The 18,857-nt window shown below is 31.4% G+C and carries 19 protein-coding genes; 7 read left to right on the top strand and 12 right to left on the bottom strand.

Translation table 11 applies throughout. The annotated features are described in order from the left end of the window. Positions 1-45 precede the first annotated feature (45 nt). The 3 genes from ASC41_RS09450 to ASC41_RS09460 are packed head-to-tail and all read right to left on the bottom strand — an operon-like array spanning position 46 to position 4,578. Positions 46-3,468 (bottom strand): T9SS type A sorting domain-containing protein, encoded by a 3,423-nt coding sequence (locus ASC41_RS09450; RefSeq protein ID WP_055436401.1) that lies wholly within the window; start codon positions 3,466-3,468, stop codon positions 46-48. A gap of 58 nt (positions 3,469-3,526) precedes the next feature. Next, positions 3,527-4,060 carry a nuclear transport factor 2 family protein gene (locus tag ASC41_RS09455; protein ID WP_055436402.1) on the bottom strand — a complete coding sequence of 178 codons (534 nt, stop codon included), beginning with the start codon at positions 4,058-4,060 and terminating at the stop codon, positions 3,527-3,529. Beyond that, entirely contained in the window at positions 4,057-4,578 is a 522-nt protein-coding gene (locus ASC41_RS09460; protein ID WP_055436403.1) for a hypothetical protein, read from the bottom strand. The genes ASC41_RS09455 and ASC41_RS09460 overlap by 4 nt, the downstream gene beginning before the upstream one ends. Before the next feature lie 156 nt (positions 4,579-4,734). Between ASC41_RS09460 and ASC41_RS09465 the strand changes: the two genes are divergently transcribed. Then, the gene (locus ASC41_RS09465) at positions 4,735-5,685 is read left to right on the top strand and encodes an NAD-dependent epimerase/dehydratase family protein (protein ID WP_055436404.1); all 951 of its coding nucleotides are present in this window, start codon (positions 4,735-4,737) and stop codon (positions 5,683-5,685) included. 19 nt (positions 5,686-5,704) lie between these two features. On the opposite strand, the gene trpS is transcribed toward ASC41_RS09465, so the two are convergent. Next, positions 5,705-6,673, bottom strand: coding sequence for a tryptophan--tRNA ligase (gene trpS, locus ASC41_RS09470; RefSeq protein WP_055436405.1), 969 nt, complete (start codon positions 6,671-6,673; stop codon positions 5,705-5,707). Between the two features lie 127 nt (positions 6,674-6,800). Here trpS and ASC41_RS09475 point away from each other — a divergent pair, with 127 nt between their 5' ends. Further along, positions 6,801-7,541, top strand: coding sequence for a lysophospholipid acyltransferase family protein (locus ASC41_RS09475; protein ID WP_055436406.1), 741 nt, complete (start codon positions 6,801-6,803; stop codon positions 7,539-7,541). 81 nt (positions 7,542-7,622) lie between these two features. On the opposite strand, the gene ASC41_RS09480 is transcribed toward ASC41_RS09475, so the two are convergent. The 3 genes from ASC41_RS09480 to ASC41_RS09490 form a co-directional block, all read right to left on the bottom strand. Next, complete coding sequence (locus ASC41_RS09480) at positions 7,623-9,035, bottom strand: hypothetical protein (protein WP_055436407.1); 1,413 nt, start codon at positions 9,033-9,035, stop codon at positions 7,623-7,625. Positions 9,036-9,047: 12 nt separating this feature from the next. Next, complete coding sequence (locus tag ASC41_RS09485; protein WP_055436408.1) at positions 9,048-9,590, bottom strand: RNA polymerase sigma factor; 543 nt, start codon at positions 9,588-9,590, stop codon at positions 9,048-9,050. A 236-nt stretch (positions 9,591-9,826) separates the two neighbouring features. Then, positions 9,827-10,621: a TerB family tellurite resistance protein gene (locus ASC41_RS09490; protein WP_193786896.1), complete on the bottom strand. Its 795-nt coding sequence runs from the start codon at positions 10,619-10,621 to the stop codon at positions 9,827-9,829. A 261-nt stretch (positions 10,622-10,882) separates the two neighbouring features. On the opposite strand from ASC41_RS09490, the gene ASC41_RS09495 reads away from it, so the two are divergent. From ASC41_RS09495 to ASC41_RS09510, 4 genes are all read left to right on the top strand, one after another. Continuing rightward, complete coding sequence (locus ASC41_RS09495; protein ID WP_055436410.1) at positions 10,883-11,293, top strand: BrxA/BrxB family bacilliredoxin; 411 nt, start codon at positions 10,883-10,885, stop codon at positions 11,291-11,293. A 115-nt stretch (positions 11,294-11,408) separates the two neighbouring features. Further along, positions 11,409-12,146, top strand: a complete 738-nt coding sequence (locus tag ASC41_RS09500; protein ID WP_055436411.1) for a lysophospholipid acyltransferase family protein — start codon at positions 11,409-11,411, stop codon at positions 12,144-12,146. 4 nt (positions 12,147-12,150) lie between these two features. Next, a complete protein-coding gene (locus ASC41_RS09505) occupies positions 12,151-13,137 on the top strand; it encodes an acyl-ACP desaturase (protein WP_055436412.1) in 987 nt (328 codons plus the stop codon). 1 nt (position 13,138) lies between these two features. Continuing rightward, positions 13,139-13,795 carry an HD domain-containing protein gene (locus ASC41_RS09510; protein ID WP_055436413.1) on the top strand — a complete coding sequence of 219 codons (657 nt, stop codon included), beginning with the start codon at positions 13,139-13,141 and terminating at the stop codon, positions 13,793-13,795. Between the two features lie 37 nt (positions 13,796-13,832). Here ASC41_RS09510 and ASC41_RS09515 read toward each other — a convergent pair whose 3' ends face one another. Continuing rightward, complete coding sequence (locus tag ASC41_RS09515) at positions 13,833-14,705, bottom strand: AraC family transcriptional regulator (protein WP_055436414.1); 873 nt, start codon at positions 14,703-14,705, stop codon at positions 13,833-13,835. 201 nt (positions 14,706-14,906) lie between these two features. Between ASC41_RS09515 and ASC41_RS09520 the strand changes: the two genes are divergently transcribed. Beyond that, complete coding sequence (locus tag ASC41_RS09520; protein WP_055436415.1) at positions 14,907-15,503, top strand: hypothetical protein; 597 nt, start codon at positions 14,907-14,909, stop codon at positions 15,501-15,503. 84 nt (positions 15,504-15,587) lie between these two features. Here ASC41_RS09520 and ASC41_RS09525 read toward each other — a convergent pair whose 3' ends face one another. The 4 genes from ASC41_RS09525 to ASC41_RS09540 form a co-directional block, all read right to left on the bottom strand. Then, the gene (locus ASC41_RS09525) at positions 15,588-16,370 is read right to left on the bottom strand and encodes an enoyl-CoA hydratase/isomerase family protein (protein WP_055436416.1); all 783 of its coding nucleotides are present in this window, start codon (positions 16,368-16,370) and stop codon (positions 15,588-15,590) included. 45 nt (positions 16,371-16,415) lie between these two features. Then, on the bottom strand, positions 16,416-17,864 hold the full coding sequence (locus ASC41_RS09530; protein ID WP_055436417.1) for a sensor histidine kinase: 1,449 nt from the start codon (positions 17,862-17,864) through the stop codon (positions 16,416-16,418). Further along, positions 17,864-18,226: a hypothetical protein gene (locus ASC41_RS09535; RefSeq protein ID WP_152971453.1), complete on the bottom strand. Its 363-nt coding sequence runs from the start codon at positions 18,224-18,226 to the stop codon at positions 17,864-17,866. Before ASC41_RS09535 ends, ASC41_RS09530 begins: the two co-directional genes overlap by 1 nt. Positions 18,227-18,307: 81 nt before the next feature. Further along, a complete protein-coding gene (locus ASC41_RS09540; protein WP_055436419.1) occupies positions 18,308-18,856 on the bottom strand; it encodes a CopD family protein in 549 nt (182 codons plus the stop codon). Position 18,857: the final 1 nt, after the last annotated feature.

Consider the following 18,857-nt stretch of genomic DNA (forward strand, 5'->3'; position numbering starts at 1 on the left):
GCGCACCCTAATTAGGATGCGCTTTTAAAATAGATTGTTTAAATTTTATTTAAGCATTAATTTTTTAACAATTTTACTCTGTTGATTATAAATTTCTAATAAATAAATTCCAGAAGCATAACTACTAATATCTATTTGATGCTGGCTGTTATTTGCTTTTACATTTTTTTGCTGAAGTATTAATTTTCCAGTGATATCGAATATATCATAATTAAAAGCTTCAGGTGTTTTTGCTGTGATATTAAAAATTCCACTTGATGGGTTTGGATATACTAAAAAACCATTAACACTAAACTCATCTACGCTTAATGCATTTTGAGTAACGACTAAATTATCTATTATTGCTCCTTCTTCTGCAACTGCTTGGTCTGAATGAAAAACAAATCTAAACATCATTGTTGTTTCAGTAGTAAATGCTGATAAATCGTAGCTATAATTAGACAAACTAGTACTACTACCTGTCCATTGTGCTCCGGGACAGTTATTACAATTATTACCAGGTAAAGTACTACTGTTATACCAATTAGGATCTGAAGCAGTACCCAAAACCGACCAATTTAACCCTTGATCTGTTGAGTATTCCATATATAAAATATCCCAATCTAATTCTAACTGAAAAGCCATATCAAACTCTAATACAGGACCATTGAGTGTAGATAAATTGTAACATTCACTTATTAAATAACTTTTAGTATTGTCTTGGTATTGCCCTCCTAAATTGGTAGCATAAACCTGATTACTTGGGTTTGCAAAGTCATTTAACAGCGCTCCATTTGGTATTCCTCTTTCCCAATATTGAGTTACAGCTCCTTCATCTGAAACTAATAACTCTTCACTTACTGTTTCGAAAGTATTTACTACTTGTACAGCTGCTGAAGCATTAGCAAGGATTAGTTTTTCTTCAGAACTATTATTTATACTGTAAGCATCGTTAAATGTGTTAACCGAAGCTGAGAATGTGTGTATTCCTTTAGATAGGTTTATTTGTGGTAATACAACCGTTGTTGTTGCTTCTGATGCTAAACTACCTGTCCAATTATAAATAGTATCTGTTCCATCTACCGTATATGTTATATCTGCTGCAGTTATAGTACTTACTCCACTATTACTTATTTCAACCTGAGGTGTAATACTAGCATTACATTCTATTGCAGAACCTATTCCTGTTACCCCTAAAAGCTTAACATCTGTTGGAGCTAACTTTGTTGGAATTGTAGACTGCCAAACTCCTCTTCCATAAGTTGAAGCTGTAATTTTATTATCGAAAACATTAATTTCAACATCTGTTACATCAACATTAGGTAAGCCTATATTAAAAAGGTCCCATGTTAAAGTAACATCATCATAACGATAAACACCTAAACTTGTTCCTAAAAACAAAGGATTATCAGAATTTAAATTTTGATGTTTAATGCTATTTTTAGTCACATTAGGTAAACCTATAGAAATATTAGTGAAATTTGAACCGCCATCTGTTGATTTATAAACCTGACCATTTGTTCCAGAAGTTGTTACATATACAATATTACTATCGGCAGTATTTACTTCTATAGATGTTATATTACTAGAGAAATTTTGAGCTAATGAAAACGATACACCACGATCTGTACTTTTTCTAAGTGTACTATTAACTCCAACATACATGTTGTCTGGATTAATATCGTCTATTTCAAGAACATCTACTCTCGATCCAAAATTTTGAGATACTTGAACCCAAGCACCATTTTCTAATTTATAAACTGAATTATATCCAGCAAATAGTTCGCTATTACTATTCATTTTTAATGGTGTAATCCAATTTCCGTCTTCTGGGCTACCAACGCTACCACTAATTGCTCCTCCTGAAGTATTTGATATATATAAACTGCTTCCGTTTTGAATAAAACCATAATAGATATTAGAATTTGCAGGATCTATAGCTGTATCCATTCCATCTGCTCCATAATAGTTTTGCCATGTGTTATTATTATAGGCATGACCACCATTATCTTGTAAACCACCAACCATTTTATTTGATGATTGCTTAGAAACCGCAATACGATAAAATTGACCTATTTGCATTCCTCCTGTTAGGTCTGTAAAACTCACACCTGCATTCTCCGATTTATAGAAACCTCCATCTGAACCAACTAAAAGCTCACCTCCGTAAGATCTTATAAAATGAATATCTGCATGCGTGTATGTTGAGCTAAAAGGTGAATTCCAGTTGTTAATTTTTGTAAATGTTGCCTGACCATTAGTTCCTACAACACCTTTCCAAACATTTAAAACACCTGTATAAATTTCATTTTCATTTGTTGCCGACACTCCAAAAGCCATATCAAACCAACTTTGTGTGGATTCAAAAATATCACCAACTGTTGCTGGTGTTGCAATTGTAGAAAATGTGTCTCCTGAGTCTGTAGATCTATAAATACCTCTAAATCCACTACTATTATCTGATGCTAAAACATAAACCAAATTAGGATTTGCAGGAGTGACATCAATTGCTAGTCTTGAAAGATTAGATAGTGGTAAACCATAACTTGAAGAGTTATAAGCAGTAAAACTATCACCTCCATTTGTTGACTTAAAAAAACGGCTTGAAGACACTGCATAAACTATAGCATCGTCTTGAGGATTAATTTTAATATCTCTAATATTTTGCCCTTGAGTATTATTTGTATTGCTCCAAGTTGTTCCTGCATCTGTAGATTTGTACACACCATTATTGGTTGCAACCCAAACAATATTAGCATTTGTAGAACTTACGTAAATGTCATTCATGCTTCCAGGAGTATTTCCTGCATTTAAGCCTGTAGTATTCCAACTTAGACCACCATCTGTAGATTTCATTACTCCAACAGTTGCAGAATCCCCTGCATCATCATCTCCTGTTGCAATATAAATAGTACCAGGATTGTTATAATCTATGGCAATACCAGAAACTCCTATTTGTGGTAAATTATCTGTGTACGTATCCCAAGAAGCGCCATTATCTGTAGACTTCCAAAATCCTCCTGCTGGTGCTCCTGCATAATAAGTTCCGGCAACAGACTCATCTTTAACAATAACATTTACACGACCTTGACCAGAAGACCATGACCCTGTATTTGTGTGCGTAAATGGACCTACTGGTAACCAATTACTACCATCTACCATAGAGCTTCTAGATACGGCACTACTTTTTGTACTTAAATAAGTATCCCAAAGTTCTTGAGAGTTAGGCAAAGTACCATCTTCTTTTACAAAGTTCTTCCAGTGGTTTTCCCAACGCTTAAAAGGTTTGTAACCACTTCCTTTTACATTAGGATCTCTTGTTTCCCAGTAGGAATTAAAAGCATTTACAACTTCTTTAAACTTTATTGGATTGTTAGTTTTTGCTCTGTTTTCTACATTAATATTTTCCATCCAAGGTGCATTCTGGTTGTATTGCGCTTGAGAAAAATAAAATGATAAAAAACAAAATAGGATAAATAAATCTTTCATTTTACATTTTTTTAAAAAGTAAAAGATTAAATTGTATTTAATCGTAAAAAACCAACCTTTAATCTTTAGTTTTCAGCTTTTCTGAATATAAGTTATCAAAATCTGACTTCAATTTTACAACTTCGGAAACATTATCGTTTGGAATAGTTATAGACAAAACATAATGAGCTACTTTCCATTGATTGTCTTCTAATTTTAGTATTCCAGAGCCTCTACATAATTTCATTTGAGTATTTAATAACTCATCGAACCATGCTAATTTTTGATTCTCATACACATAGATGTTTCTTTCTACTGCAGTAAAACTCCAAGCTTTCCCTTTATCGAAATAAGGTTTTGAAAACGTTCTAAAAGCTTCGTTTTGCCAATTTTCAGATGCATCTGTACCAATAAACGCACCGTCCTTTGTCATTAAATTAAAGTAGTTATCAAAATTTGCTTCAGCTGCAGCTTTATGCCAAAGATCTAAAGAAATATTGATGTTTTTTTCCATTTCTTCTGTAGAAATAACTTGAGTTTTTTTAGTCTCTAAAATTTCCGTTTTGCAAGACATAAAAAACAAGCTTATTAAGAGTAATGTAATTATTCTCATAACGAATCTAGTTTAATAATGTTCTGAGCTTCTTTTTCGAACTTCTTATTTATTTGAAGAGTGACATAAGAAAAGGATTGAAACAATTCTCTTATAGCAATTAGCTTTTCACTTTTACTAGCTGTATTTAAATTAATCGACTCTCTAAGTTTTAATAATTTTGTTCTTAAAATTAAAATTCTTGCTTTTATTGGCTCACTATCTATTGCCTCTGGCGTTGTTGTTTCTATATCTGTTAATGTGGTATTAAAAATAGCATCATCAGTTTTAAAGAAAGTAAAATCTGCTTGTTTAATTTTATCTATAGCACTTGAAATAGTATTGTAGGCTTGCCAAGAATCTAAAGTTATTTTAGCTTTACTATCTATACCATATTCTATATAGTTAATTTTAGAAATGTCTTCTTTAGTAATTTTTGTTAAATCTTTAGCAACTAAAGTAGTTTCAGTTATTACAGTCACTTCTTTTTTGCAAGACGAAAGCATAACTAGAAGCGCTATTATTAATATATTTTTCATTAAGTATGGTATCTTGATTATTACAAATATATTGTATTCAATCTTTTAAGTTCTTAGTAATTTCATAAAAATAGATTCGTACTATTAAATTTTAGTTTTTATCTAAATACTGAATAAAATCTTATTATTTTTGACTCACTTTTTATACAACAAATTATGTCATCAAAAATTTTAATTATTGGCGCTTGCGGCCAAATAGGCTCTGAGCTTACTTACAAACTTAGAGAAATCCACGGCGTAAATAACGTTATTGCTAGCGATATTAACACCCGAAAACTAGATCTTGTAAACGCAGGTCCTTTTGCTATTCTTGATGCTAAGAATTTTAATGCTATTAAAGATTGTTGTATTAATAATAATGTAAAAACTGTGTATTTAATGGCTGCGCTATTAAGTGCTACTGGTGAAAAATACCCAATGGAAGCTTGGGATTTAAACATGAACTCTTTGTTTCATGTTTTAAATCTTGCCAAAGGAAAAGTTATTGATCATGTATTTTGGCCTTCTAGTATTGCTGTATTTGGAACAACAACACCTAAAGAAAACACACCACAGTACACAACAATGGAGCCTACAACTGTTTATGGTATTACTAAACAAGTTGGTGAACGCTGGTGTGAATATTACCATAATAAATATGGAGTAGATGTTAGAAGTATTCGTTATCCTGGTATTATTAGTTGGAAAACATTACCTGGTGGTGGTACTACAGATTATGCTGTTGAAATTTACCATGAAGCTTTAAAAGAAAGTAAATACGAATGTTTCTTATCTGAAAACACAGCATTACCAATGTTATTTATGGACGATGCTATTAAAGCAACTGTAGATATTATGGCTGCTAAACCAGAAACTATAAAAATAAGATCGGCCTATAATTTATCTGGAATTAGCTTTACGCCAAAAGAAATTGCAGCGTCTATACAAAAAGTGATTCCTGAATTTAAAATGACTTACAAGCCTGATTTTAGACAGGACATTGCTGACTCTTGGCCACAAAGTATTGATGATACCGAAGCTAGAGACCAATGGAACTGGAAACACAGTTTTGATCTTGAAGCGATTACCAAAGAAATGTTGACACAACTAAAAGCTACTAAAAAATAGCTTTTAGTTGCGCAAAACTTTAATATCCAACTTTAGCTCTTACACGTTTTAGAACAGCATCTGCAACAACTTTAGCTTTTTCTGCTCCTTTAGCAAGTGCTTCGTCTATTTTATCAAGATTATCCATATAAAAATTGTAACGTTCTCTTTCTGTTTCAAACGTTTTTAAAATTAATTCGAATAAGGCTTGTTTTGCGTGACCGTAACCATAATTACCGTTTTCGTAATTGGCTTTCATTGTTATTATTTCTTCTTCTGAAGCCATTAAACTATAAATAGCAAAACAGTTACAAGTAGACCAGTCTTTAGCATCTTCTAACGCTGTACTGTCTGTTTTAATAGTCATTACTTGCTTACGCAACTTTTTTTCTGGCAAAAATATATTGATAATATTACCTTTACTCTTACTCATTTTAGCACCATCGGTTCCTGGAATAAGCATGTTATTTTCCTGTATTTGACCTTTAGGCATTACAAATGTTTCACCCATTTTAGCATGAAAACGAGAGGCTACATCTCGCGTCATTTCTATGTGTTGTAATTGGTCTTTTCCAACAGGAATAATTTCTGCATCATACAATAAAATATCTGCTGCCATAAGCATTGGGTAAGTAAATAAACCAGCGTTTACATCTTCTAATCTATCTGCTTTATCTTTAAAACCATGTGCTAATGTTAAACGTTGGTATGGAAAAAAACAATTTAAATACCAAGACAACTCTGTTGTTTGTGGTATATCACTTTGTCTGTAAAACACTGTTTTTTCTATATCTAAACCTAAAGCCAACCATGTTGCAGCTGTAGAATATGTATTTCCACGTAAAGTCTCTCCGTCTTTAATTTGGGTAAGCGAGTGCATATCTGCAATAAACAAAAACGACTCATTTGCTGCATCGTTAGCTAATGCCATTGCTGGCTTTAATGCACCTAATATATTTCCTAAATGTGGTGTTCCTGTGCTTTGTATTCCTGTAAGTACTCTTGCCATAATATTACCTGTATTTTAACTCTTCTCTACCTAAACATTAGTAGAAGTTCTTTTTGAGTTAATTAAAAAACAAAGGTATTTTTTTTCAATTAAAATAGCTCAAAACAATTATGTATTTTTGGCGACTATGGTTGTATTTAAATACATTTTCTGGTTATTCTACCGTATTTGGTTTTACGTAATGGTTGCATTACCTATAATTATTATGTTTCCTTTTCTAATAGTCTCGATTTTAAAAGAGTCTTGGTATCCTTACTTCTTTAAACTCGCACGCATTTGGGCACGTTGTATTTTAATAGGCATGGGATTTAATACTAAAATAATAAGAGAGCAAGTACCCGAAAAAAGCAAGAGTTATATGTTTATTGCTAACCATACCTCTATGGTGGATATTATGTTAATGTTAGTTACTGTTAAAAACCCATTTGTTTTTGTTGGTAAAGCTGAACTTGCAAAGATTCCACTATTCGGCTTTTTCTATAAGCGTACTGCTATTTTAGTAGATAGAAACAACCCAAAAAGTAGACAGGCTGTGTTTTTAAGAGCGCAAAGACGTTTAAAGCAAGGTTTAAGTATTTGTATTTTTCCTGAAGGCCTAGTGCCCGAAGAACATATTCTTTTAACCGATTTTAAGGATGGTGCTTTCCGTTTAGCTATAAATCATCAAATACCTATTGTGCCAATTACTTTTGGTGATAACAAAAAACGTTTTTCTTATACTTTTTTTAGCGGAAGTCCTGGACAAATGAGAGCAAAAATTCACAAATTTATTCAGACTGAAGGTTTAACAAAGGATGATGCTAAAGCTATTAATGCGCAGTCTAAGTCTGTTATTTATAATCAGTTGTTGGCGTTTGGGAGTAAGTAATCGTCTTTAGATAGAAAACGAGTGTTTTTCTCATTTTCTTAAAAAATTTAGCTCATAATTCTTCTAAATAACAATCTTAAGCTATAAAGTTAAAATTGATTTAATCTGTGATTCATTTATTTTTTTAAACTCAATTTGATAGTTACTATCTTTATTAAAACGCATAGATTTTTTAAAACCATAGATTTCATTGTTTCTAATTCCAATAGATATAATATAAAAAGATCTATTTATTGGTAAATCTATTTTAGAATTATAGACATTTAATATCGTATTGTTTTTTTTATCAATAATAAAAACCTCTTTATTATACATCTTTTTATTTGAATTTAGACTAACAGTAACCAACTCTTCAGTATTCGTGTATTTATCTACATTTATCCATCCTAACCTCGAAATCTCAATAGTTTTGTAAAAATCATCAGTTATATTACTATAAGAAATATAATTAGTAGTCTTGTAACCTTTATTACTACCTTTTAAAATACTGTTTAAGTCTTTTTTTAAAATCACAGAAAAACCTCTTTCATTACCTGATTCCAAACCAACTAAATCATCATAAAGTTTATTGTCTCTATTATAAATTCTTAGTGTATCATTTTCAGCATAAAATTTATTAATCATAGAAAATTGAGCCTTGATTTCTTTATTTAATAAAAAACCGAGGCTATCTATTTTTAATTTGCCTTTCGTGTATTTAATACCTCCATAAGCTTTTGTTTTTTCTTCATCAACAATTGTGGTATCCTTATAAACTATTACATAATTTTTATTAACCTTCAATTTTAAATTAACCTTAGACCAATTCATGTATTTACTACTATTCCTATTCCCATAAAATATTTCCATTTCATCGTTCTCTTCTTCTGTAAATTTTGGAAATTTTACACTTATAGTTTTTCCTTTTTTTATAAACAATTCTTTTCCGTTCGCTTCGATTTCAATTTTATAAGCTCCACCAGAAATCAACCATTTATTATCAGAAATTGTTTGTGCATTTGCAAAAATCAAGTCTTGTTTATTAGTTAGTTCCATTAAGTTTATCGTTAAACTATCACTATTAATACCTCTATTCGATTTGTTTACCAAGTCTTTAGTTTTAAAAGTGATAACAGTTCCTTTTTTTCCAACAATACTTATTACAGAATCTGAAGCAACCTTATATTGTTGGACGTATTCTGTTTCAAAATTCAATAAATCTTTCAATTTATCTTCTTTTCCTGAAAAGAAATTAAAAACTAAAACTGAAACTATAATAGCACCAATCGAAACTCCAAGATATTTCTTCCACTTCCCACGAATGTAATTTTGTTTTACAGCATTAATTTCTGCTTTCAATCCAATACGTTTTACACCTTCTAAAATGGCAACTTGTTCGTTATAAATCTCTTTAAATTCTGAATCGGTTTCTAATCTGTTTTCAAAGTTTTTTCTTTCATTTCCTGAAAGTGTATTATTTAAATACCCATTTATTAAGTCTATATATTTTTCCATGATTGTTTCGAATTAAGATTGAACGGTTTTAATTGTTGTTCTGTAGATGTCTTTTGCTTTTTTCAAACATTTGTACTTCTGGTTTTTAGCAATTTTTTCGCTTTTAAATTGCATAACCTCAGCAATGGCTTTAAAAGACATTTTTTTGAAGTAAAACCGTTGTAATAATTCTTGACATCGTTCTCCTAATTCGCGAAATGCGCTCTCGGCAAAGCGATACTTTTTTTCTTCTAATACGTGATGAAATATTGAAACTTCATTATCTTTTAAATCGTGAAGTTCTTGTGTAGAAAATTTGTTTTGCATGTCTTTCCATACAAACCTAGAAACAGAATACAAATAGGTAGAAAATGAAGCTGTTAATTTAAAATCTGATTTTTGCAGATTACGATTTAAAATAATTAATGCTTCTTGAAACACATCTTGTGCATCAGATTTTTTTCCTCCTTTAGATAGAATAAGTTTTTCTATTCTTGGATAAAGCTTATACAACTCCTTAAATGCCTTACTTCGCTTATCATTTTTAAAAAGTTCCAATATTTTTTGATCGCTCATAAATAGTTGTTTACTTATTAATGGTTGTTTTGCTAAAAGGTCTCCTAAATAATTTAACTTATTTTATATTTAATAAAAAACAGGCTTAAAACAGCTATATATTTTCTCTCAAACTCACCCGTTTTAGTTAAAACCGAAAGCACCTCTCTTTAATTAAAGAGAGGTGCTTTTATTAGTAATCTCTTTATAAAATTACTACTATTTTAATAGATTACAAAATTGCCTACTAAAACTGCTTACTTAAAGCCACGCTCTTGTTGCAATTGCTCGTAAGCTTTTTGCACTTGTTTAAATTTATCTTCGGCTCCTTTTTTATGCTCTTCTCCTAAGTGCTCAACTTTGTCTGGATGGTATTTTTTAGCCATATTTCTATAGGCTTTTTTAATTTCGCTTGTAGTAGCAGATTTTGTGATTTCTAAAATTTTATAAGCATTATCGCTACTGTTATAAAACATCGCTTTTATACTATTATAATCGCGAGAACTAATACCTAAATAACCGGCTATGGTGAAAATTTGGTTTACTTCATCTTCGGTTACCATACCATCGGCTTTTGCGATACCAAATAAAAAGTGCATAAGCTGTAAACGAGACGAGTGATCCATCATCTGCTGTATTTGCATACACACTTGACGTAACGGCACAGTTTGTTGACTCACTTTTTTAAATAATTCGAATGCTTTATTTGCTCTGTCTTTACCGTACATGGCAACAAATTGCTTACGAACGAAATCTAATTCGCGTTGGTCTTGCACACCATCGGCCTTAATAACTACAGTTGCTAAAATTAGTAAGCTAACTTCAAAATCTCCAGAAGTTGTTTGTGCTCTTCTTTGTTGTTGTGTTCTATAGTTTGGTCTTCTACCTTGTTGCGAACGCTCTTCATTAAATGTTCCATCACCTATTGTAAAACCTCCTTTTCCTGATGCCAAAGCATCTCCTAAACCACCAAGTGCTAATCCTATTATTGCTCCTATTGGTCCACCAAAAGACCAACCTATTGTGGCACCAATCCATTTTAATCCACTCATTATCCTGCTATTATTTTTAAGATTGTAAATATAATACTTTGTTAGTTGTCAATTCTCTTGTTTTGTTACGACTATTAGCAAGTAAGCGCGTTAAGGATGGAACGGTATGTTTGAGCTCTTTTTTGTTTTTCTCAAAAAAAGCGAGTAGTGATAGCCTGACCTTATGGCACGATAGTGATATAAGGTAACGCCATAATTATAATTGCATGGTTTTTGATTAACTTTGTACAAATAGAATATTAATATAAAAATTAGAAAGATATGTATCCAGCAGAAATGGTAAAACCTATGAGCGAAGATTTAACAAACGCAGGTTTTGAAGCACTACATACAGCAGCGTCTGTTGACGAGGCTATAAAAAGAGAAGGAACTACGTTAGTGGTTGTAAATTCGGTTTGTGGTTGTGCAGCAGCAAATGCGCGTCCAGGTGCAAAAATGAGTTTAAATAATGATAAAAAACCTACTAATATCGTAACTGTTTTTGCAGGTGTAGATAAAGAAGCGGTTAACCAAGCAAGAGCACATATGGTACCTTTTCCTCCAAGCTCGCCAAGTATGGCTTTGTTTAAAAACGGAGAATTAGTACACATGTTAGAGCGTCATCATATTGAAGGTCGTCCTGCAGAATTAATTGCAGAGAACCTTGTTGATGCTTATAACGAGCATTGCTAGAAAGTATTAGACTTTAATAGTGAGCATCTAGCAACTATTAAACTAAGTATTATAGAAAAACCACGCTTTTTAAGCGTGGTTTTTCTATTTTTGATATATAGATTTTATAGTACAAATGAGAAAAATTTTAGCATATCCATTAACTTGTCTTTATTTCCTATTTTTTGGGTTAACTCTACTTGTTTTCCATCCAATACAATGGCTTTGTTTTAATGTGTTTGGATACAAAGCGCATAAAAAAAGTGTAGATTATTTACAGTTTTGCTTAATGCGCTGTATTAATCTTTTAGGGTCTACACACAAGTTTATTAATCCTTATAAATTAGACAACTCTCAACCTGTAATAATTGTTTCTAATCACCAGAGTATGGCAGATATTCCGCCAATGATGTGGTATTTTAGAAAACACCATGTGAAATTTGTGAGTAAAAAAGAATTAGGCAAAGGTTTACCTAGTGTGTCTTACAACCTAAGACATGGAGGATCTGCTTTAATAGATAGAAAGAACCCAAGACAAGCTATTGTGGCTATTAGAAAATTTGCAGATTATATAGAGTCTACAAAAAGAGCAGCTGTAATTTTTCCTGAAGGCACTAGAAGTCGTGATGGTAAGCCTAAAAAATTTCAGACTAAAGGTCTAGAAACATTAATAAAATATATACCTAGCGCTGTAATTATTCCAGTGACTATTAATAATTCGTGGAAAAATTTACGTTATGGAAAATTCCCTATGGGTATTGGAAATAGCTTGACTTTTGAAGCTCATAAACCCGTTAAATCTAGTGATTTTAGTTCTACTGAAGAACTACTTACGCACATAGAAACCACTATTAAAAGTAGTATTAAAATTTAAGATTATGTCATTAAAAAATGTAAGATTAGAAGTGATGTCGTTTTTAGAAAAAGACATAGAAACACTAATAGAAAAATATTTAATTCCGCCAGAAACTATTTGGCAACCAACAGATTTTTTACCTAATTCTGAAGGTCCAAACTTTCTTGAGGAAGTAAAGGAAATTAGAGAATTATCTAAAGAATTACCTTACGATTTCTGGGTGGTTTTAGTTGGCGATATGATTACTGAAGAAGCATTACCAACATACGAATCTTGGTTAATGGATGTTGAAGGTGTAGATCAAGGTGGTAGAAATGGCTGGGCTAAATGGGTAAGACATTGGACTGCTGAAGAAAACCGTCATGGAGATGTACTTAATAAGTACTTATACCTTTCTGGGCGTGTTAATATGAAAGAAATCGAACAAACCACACAACATCTTATTTCTGATGGTTTTGATATTGGTACTGCTCAAGATCCATATAAAAACTTTGTTTACACTAGTTTTCAAGAGTTAGCAACTTACGTTTCTCATAACCGCGTTGCTAAATTAGCGAAGCAAAAAGGCAACAAACAATTGGCTAAAATGTGTAAGATTATTGCTGGTGACGAAATGAGACATCACCATGCATACAGTGAGTTTGTAGAGCGTATTTTCGCTGTAGACCCAAGCCAAATGATGTTAGCGTTTCAATACATGATGAAGCAAAAAATTACAATGCCTGCTCATTTTTTAAGAGAATCTGGCGGTAAAATAGGTTCTGTTTTCGAAGAGTTTTCTAATACAGCACAACGTATTGGTGTGTATACTTCTATGGATTATATTGAGATATTAGAAAAACTAACTAAGCGTTGGGAAATTGATAAAGTTACTGGTCTTACAGATGAAGCTGAAAAAGCTCGTGATTACTTAATGAAATTACCTTCGAGAATGATACGTTTGGCAGATAGAATAAAGGTTCCGGAAAACTCTTACCAATTTAAATGGGTAGAGCCAGCAAAGTTATAATATGGTTGATCTTGCTTTAATAGAAGCGACTAAAACTTTTGTAAAAAAGGAATTAGCAGGTGCAGAAGGCGGACATGATTGGTTTCACATAGAACGTGTTTATAAAAACGCGATACTTATAGCTAAAAATGAAAAAGTAGACCAACTAACCGTTTCTCTTGGTGCCTTGTTACATGATATTGCCGATAGTAAATTTCATAATGGAGATAGCACTATTGGACCTAGAGTAGCAGCAGCGTTTTTAATTAAACAAAATGTAGATTCTAGTATTATAAATCATGTAGTTAAAATTATAGAAAACATCTCTTATAGCTCTAACATTGGCAATAGAGATGTTTTTAAATCTATAGAGTTAGACGTAGTTCAAGACGCAGATAGATTAGATGCTTTAGGAGCAATTGGTATTGCTAGAACCATAAATTATGGTGGCTTTAAAAATAGAACGATTTACAATCCAGATATTAAGCCCAATCTTAATATGACAAAAGCAGAATACAAAGCCTCTACAGCACCTACAATAAATCATTTTTATGAAAAACTACTACTTTTAAAAGACAAAATGAATACCAAAACAGGAAAAAAAATTGCCAGCCAAAGGCATGATTTTATGCTATTGTATTTAAAACAATTTTTTGCAGAGTGGAATGGAGAGAAATAATTAGTTTATTATGTCAAGTTTTAAAGCCGTGATTCCTTTACTGTACCATTGCTTTTAACTCTCCCCTATATTTAGAGGCACTTTTACCTATTACTTCACTAAATACCTTATTAAAGTGCGAAAAGTTATTAAAACCACACTCAAAACAAATATCGGTAATACTACTCTGACTCTCTGTTAAGAGTTTTGTAGCATGAAACACCCTAAACTCATTAACAAACTGCGTAAATGTTTTTCCTGTAACTTTTTTAAAGTAACGACAAAAAGCAGGAACCGTCATACTTACATAGTTTGCTATTTCATCTAAAGTAATGTGGTTTTGATAGTTTTTACTAACGTATTTAAAAATTCGATCTATTTTATTACTATCCTGTGGTTGTGTTTCAAATACATATCCATTCTCATTTAACACCACATAATCGTCTGTTAATGCCAACAGTTCTAATATTTCAAGAAGTTTTGTTATTTTTTTAATACCTGTGTATTTTGTTAACTTCTCAATTTTAGGTCCAACAATTTTTTTAATTTCTGGCTTAAATAGAATACCCTTTTTAGCACGTTCTAGTAATTGGAATATATTCTTTAATTCTGGAAGCGTTTTTAAAGTTTCTCCTAAAAAATCTGGATGAAACTGTACCATTGTTTCTTTGCCTTTAGATGTTAAACGATCTGTAAAACCATTATGCGGCAAGTTAGATCCAATTAAAATTAACTGACTATTATTAAAGTAAGATAAATGGTTACCTATATGCCTTCTACCTTTTCCTTTATTCACATACACCATTTCAATTTCAGGATGGAAATGCCAAAACGCTTCGCTACGTTTACGCTTTTTAGTTTTCTCAATAGTTGTGATAGAACTACCAAAATTTGGGGTGATTTTTTTAAATGTAGGTTTAGTATTCAAAATAAGTAAAAGCTTTAAACAAAATTACAAAATAAAGGGTTCTCAACCTATGCTAATTTAGCATTAATATATACTATATTAACATATATCGTTTTCGTAAATAGTACTGAGGTTAATTTAGCATAGATAATAGCCAAATCACTTGTTTTCATAACAACTCTTTGCCTGTACCTTTGTCCACATAATCACTTAAAAAATAAGATTATGAAAACATTAATGAAAAACACTTTAGTATTAGCAATGATATTTGCTACACTAATCAGCAATGCAACAGAATTAACTTCATTAAATAATGAAGAAGACGGAAAAACTACTTTAGTTTTAGAAAATGTAAGTCAGGGAGATATGTTACTTGTAAAAGATGCTTATGGTATTATTCTTTACAGAGAAGCTATTTTAGAAAATGGAAAATATAATAAGTCTTTTGACCTTACAACATTACCTAACGGTAGCTACATCTTTGAATTAGATAAAAAAGCCGACATTAGAGTATATCCTTTTACAGTAAATTCTAAAACGGTAACATTTGATAAAGAAAGCTTAAAGGTTATTTACAAGCCAAGAATAAAAACTGAAGATCAAATGATAACAGTTAACACTTACAACCCTACAAAATCTAATTACTCAATAAACATTTATTACGATACAGAAAATGACTCTTACGAGAAAATATATTCTGAAACTGTAAATGACACTAGTATTATCGCTAAGAAATATACTTTATTAAAAGATAGAACAGGAGATTATAAAATTGAAATTACTGTAAACGACAGAACATTTACAAGCTTTTCTAGTCTTTAAAAATAAGTAAATTATATAAAAAAGGAACCATTAATGGCTCCCTTTTTTTTATGATTATATAGTATTAAAAATAAATTTTTTATACTATTTCCCTGGAAAATCTGCTTTTCTTTTTTCTAAAAAAGCCGTTGTTCCTTCTTTAAAATCTTCAGTACCAAAGCAATTTCCAAATTCCTCAATTTCTGTTTCAAAACCGTTAACACCATCTTTAAAATTAGCATTCACAGCATTTATAGCTTTGCTTATTGCAACAGAAGAGTTACGCATAATTTTACTTGCAATTTTTAATGCTAAAGGCATTAATTCTTCCTGTGTTACCACATGGTTTACTAAACCGTAATCTTTTGCTGTATTTGCATCTATCATCCCAGCAGTCATTACCATTTCCATGGCACGACCTTTACCAACTAATTGTGGTAAACGCTGTGTACCACCATAACCAGGTATTACACCTAAAGAAACTTCTGGTAATCCCATTTTTGCATTATCGCTTGCCACTCTAAAGTGTGCTGCCATAGCCAACTCTAGCCCACCACCAAGTGCAAAACCGTTTACGGCTGCAATTACTGGCGTACTTAAATTCTCAACAAAATCAAATAATAATTCTTGTCCTTTAGCTGCTAATTTACCTCCGTTTTCTACACTAAAGTTTGCGAATTCACTAATATCTGCTCCTGCAACAAAAGCTTTTTCACCACTTCCTGTAATAATTATTACCTTTATTGCTTCATCATTATTTGCAGCTTTAAAAGCCTCGTGAAGCTCACCTATAGTTGCTTTATTTAAAGCGTTTAATTTTGAAGGTCTATTGACTGTAATAGTTGATATCCCGTTTTCGCTTACTGATAGTATGTTTTCGTATTGCATTGAAAATTATATTTATAACTTCTATATTAGTAAAAGTTTTGTTATTTATTTTTTTGGGAAAGCAACAATAAAAGTTGTGCCCTCATCCTTCTTAGATACAAAGGTAATAGTTCCACGATAAGTTTCCACAATATTTCTAACCATAGCAAGACCTAAACCCATTCCGCTAGATTTTGTAGTAAATTTAGGTTCAAAAATTTTAGCTTTATTTTCTTCAGAAATACCAATTCCATTATCTGAAACCGTAATTTTTATAGCTTCATTTTCTTCAACTACATTAACAATAATCTGTGGTAATCTTCCTTCTGGAATGGCCTGAATTCCATTTTTTATTAAGTTGGTAACCACTCGAATAAGCTGTGTTCTATCAAAATTAGCAATAATTTCTTTTCTATCCGATTGAAAGGTTATATAATTCTCGTTAAAAATATCGAGCGTTAAATCTACCACCTCAACAACATTAAGCATTTCATTTTTTTGCGCTGGCATTTTTGCGAAATTTGAAAAAGCACCGGCAATAGAACTCATTGTATCTATTTGCTGTATTAAAGTTTTAGTGTATTCGTCTAATTTCTGATAAATATTCTCGTCTTCAGGATTAAACTTTCGCTGAAAACTTTGCACCGTTAATCGCATTGGAGTTAATGGATTTTTTATTTCATGAGCCACCTGTTTTGCCATTTCACGCCAAGCTTGCTCTCGCTCGCTTGTTGCTAATTGTACAGCACTCTCCTCGAGCTCATCTATCATTCGATTATACGAATCTACTAGCGTCGAAATTTCTTCACTAGTATCTTGAATATTAATTTTTTCGTTACGTTTTTCTAAACGCGTAGCGTTCATTTTTTCACTAATGGCTTTAATTGGTTTTGTAATGTAGCGCGATAAGAAAAAAGCCAATGCAACTGCCATTAGCAAAACAACTAATGAGGTATAAGATAAACGCTCTAAAAATTCATTTAATTCTTTAGCAAGGAAATCGTCCCTCTCTAAATATGGTAAATTAATAATAGCTAAATCTTTATATTTTGTATCTGTAATATACAGATATGAAGATCTAAAAATCTCTGAACCTTCAGCTCTCCTGTCTTCGTAACGATGCTCGGCAGTATTAGAAAGTGTATTTAAAACCTTTGGTTCTAAGCATTTTTCGGTAGATGGTTGCAGTCCTGATTTAGATGAAATTAACAACGAACCTTCTAAATCGTATAGATTAATTTGAATATTATGCACTTCTGCAACCTCATATATTTTCATTTTAAAAATAAGAGGAACATTTTCTGTAGTAACCGGAAACGAAGTTTCACGAATAACAAAGTCTAAACTTCTTATTATTGCTGTTTCTTTTCTTTCTAAACGTTGTTTATGATAATCTTGAGTTTCTTCATTGTATTGATAAATTGCAACTGCTGCAATTAATATTGAAGACAACACTACTAGCAAGATCATGGCTATAAATATCCTGATACGTAAAGACAGTTTTTTTAATTTCATCATATTTTTCTGTTTCTACGTTTAGCTTTACGTTCAGCCTTCTTTTTATGCTTTAAATACTTATGGTGTGCATTTATAGTTCTTTCATCTAAAAAACCACTAACTTCTAAATCGTAATCTAAATCAACTAAAAGCTGCTGATAGGCTATAAATTTAGTTTTTTCTTCACCTGTTTTTTTAACAGTAAAAACATTTACACCATTAGATTTAACTCCACTAGAACTCTCACAATCAATCTCTTTCCACTCTAAAGGCTTGTTATAAGTAAAACAACGCTCATAACATTTACCTTGCTTTAGGCTTTGAGCTTGCATATTACTAAATGTAGAAAGTGCAACTATTATAATAAAAAGGGACCTCATGCAATAAATTTCAATAAATATAACAATAATCAAACCAAAGGTCTAAACATAAAAAATGAATATTAAAACAGTTAATACCTTTTATGCTCTTGGATTCTTATTTCTAATATTCTTGTATAATTTAAAGCCTAACATAAGTAGTAATGCCAAAACGAAAATACCAATGACACCAAAAATCCAATTAAAAGCACTTTTTAACAATACTAAAAAAATAACTGCAAATAGAATAAAAGTAGCTCCTTCGTTCCATAATCGCATAAAACTAGAAGTCTTTTTTACAACATTATTTTGTAATTGCTTAAAATAAACATGGGTTTGCAAATGATAAGCAATAAGCAAAACAACGAAACCTAGTTTTACTTGCATCCAATCGTTTTGAATAAGATATGGGTTTAAATAGAATAAAGTCAAACCAAAAAACACTGCCAAAATTCCAGAAGGCCAAGTAATTATTGTCCACAAGCGTTTTGCCATTAACTTTAATTGGTCTCCTAAAATTTCTTTGTCTGGAGACGGTTTATGGGACGCCTCGATCTGATACACAAATAGTCTTGGAATGTAAAATAAACCAGCAAACCATGTAATCACAAAAATAAGATGCAATGCTTTTATGTAATTATAGTACTCCATA

The sequence above is a fragment of the Lacinutrix algicola genome, assembly GCF_001418085.1.
In the GTDB taxonomy this organism is placed as follows: domain Bacteria; phylum Bacteroidota; class Bacteroidia; order Flavobacteriales; family Flavobacteriaceae; genus Lacinutrix; species Lacinutrix algicola.

Coding starts and splice junctions, on each gene's coding strand:
- ASC41_RS09535 (WP_152971453.1), bottom strand. CDS start 18,226: ATGAGGTCCCTTTTTATTATAATAGTTGCACTTTCTACATTTAGTAAT.
- ASC41_RS09475 (WP_055436406.1), top strand. CDS start 6,801: ATGGTTGTATTTAAATACATTTTCTGGTTATTCTACCGTATTTGGTTT.
- ASC41_RS09455 (WP_055436402.1), bottom strand. CDS start 4,060: ATGAGAATAATTACATTACTCTTAATAAGCTTGTTTTTTATGTCTTGC.
- ASC41_RS09465 (WP_055436404.1), top strand. CDS start 4,735: ATGTCATCAAAAATTTTAATTATTGGCGCTTGCGGCCAAATAGGCTCT.
- ASC41_RS09480 (WP_055436407.1), bottom strand. CDS start 9,035: ATGGAAAAATATATAGACTTAATAAATGGGTATTTAAATAATACACTT.
- ASC41_RS09510 (WP_055436413.1), top strand. CDS start 13,139: ATGGTTGATCTTGCTTTAATAGAAGCGACTAAAACTTTTGTAAAAAAG.
- ASC41_RS09505 (WP_055436412.1), top strand. CDS start 12,151: ATGTCATTAAAAAATGTAAGATTAGAAGTGATGTCGTTTTTAGAAAAA.
- ASC41_RS09520 (WP_055436415.1), top strand. CDS start 14,907: ATGAAAACATTAATGAAAAACACTTTAGTATTAGCAATGATATTTGCT.
- ASC41_RS09490 (WP_193786896.1), bottom strand. CDS start 10,621: ATGAGTGGATTAAAATGGATTGGTGCCACAATAGGTTGGTCTTTTGGT.
- ASC41_RS09500 (WP_055436411.1), top strand. CDS start 11,409: ATGAGAAAAATTTTAGCATATCCATTAACTTGTCTTTATTTCCTATTT.
- ASC41_RS09525 (WP_055436416.1), bottom strand. CDS start 16,370: ATGCAATACGAAAACATACTATCAGTAAGCGAAAACGGGATATCAACT.
- ASC41_RS09450 (WP_055436401.1), bottom strand. CDS start 3,468: ATGAAAGATTTATTTATCCTATTTTGTTTTTTATCATTTTATTTTTCT.
- ASC41_RS09495 (WP_055436410.1), top strand. CDS start 10,883: ATGTATCCAGCAGAAATGGTAAAACCTATGAGCGAAGATTTAACAAAC.
- ASC41_RS09485 (WP_055436408.1), bottom strand. CDS start 9,590: ATGAGCGATCAAAAAATATTGGAACTTTTTAAAAATGATAAGCGAAGT.
- ASC41_RS09530 (WP_055436417.1), bottom strand. CDS start 17,864: ATGAAATTAAAAAAACTGTCTTTACGTATCAGGATATTTATAGCCATG.
- ASC41_RS09540 (WP_055436419.1), bottom strand. CDS start 18,856: ATGGAGTACTATAATTACATAAAAGCATTGCATCTTATTTTTGTGATT.
- ASC41_RS09460 (WP_055436403.1), bottom strand. CDS start 4,578: ATGAAAAATATATTAATAATAGCGCTTCTAGTTATGCTTTCGTCTTGC.
- trpS (WP_055436405.1), bottom strand. CDS start 6,673: ATGGCAAGAGTACTTACAGGAATACAAAGCACAGGAACACCACATTTA.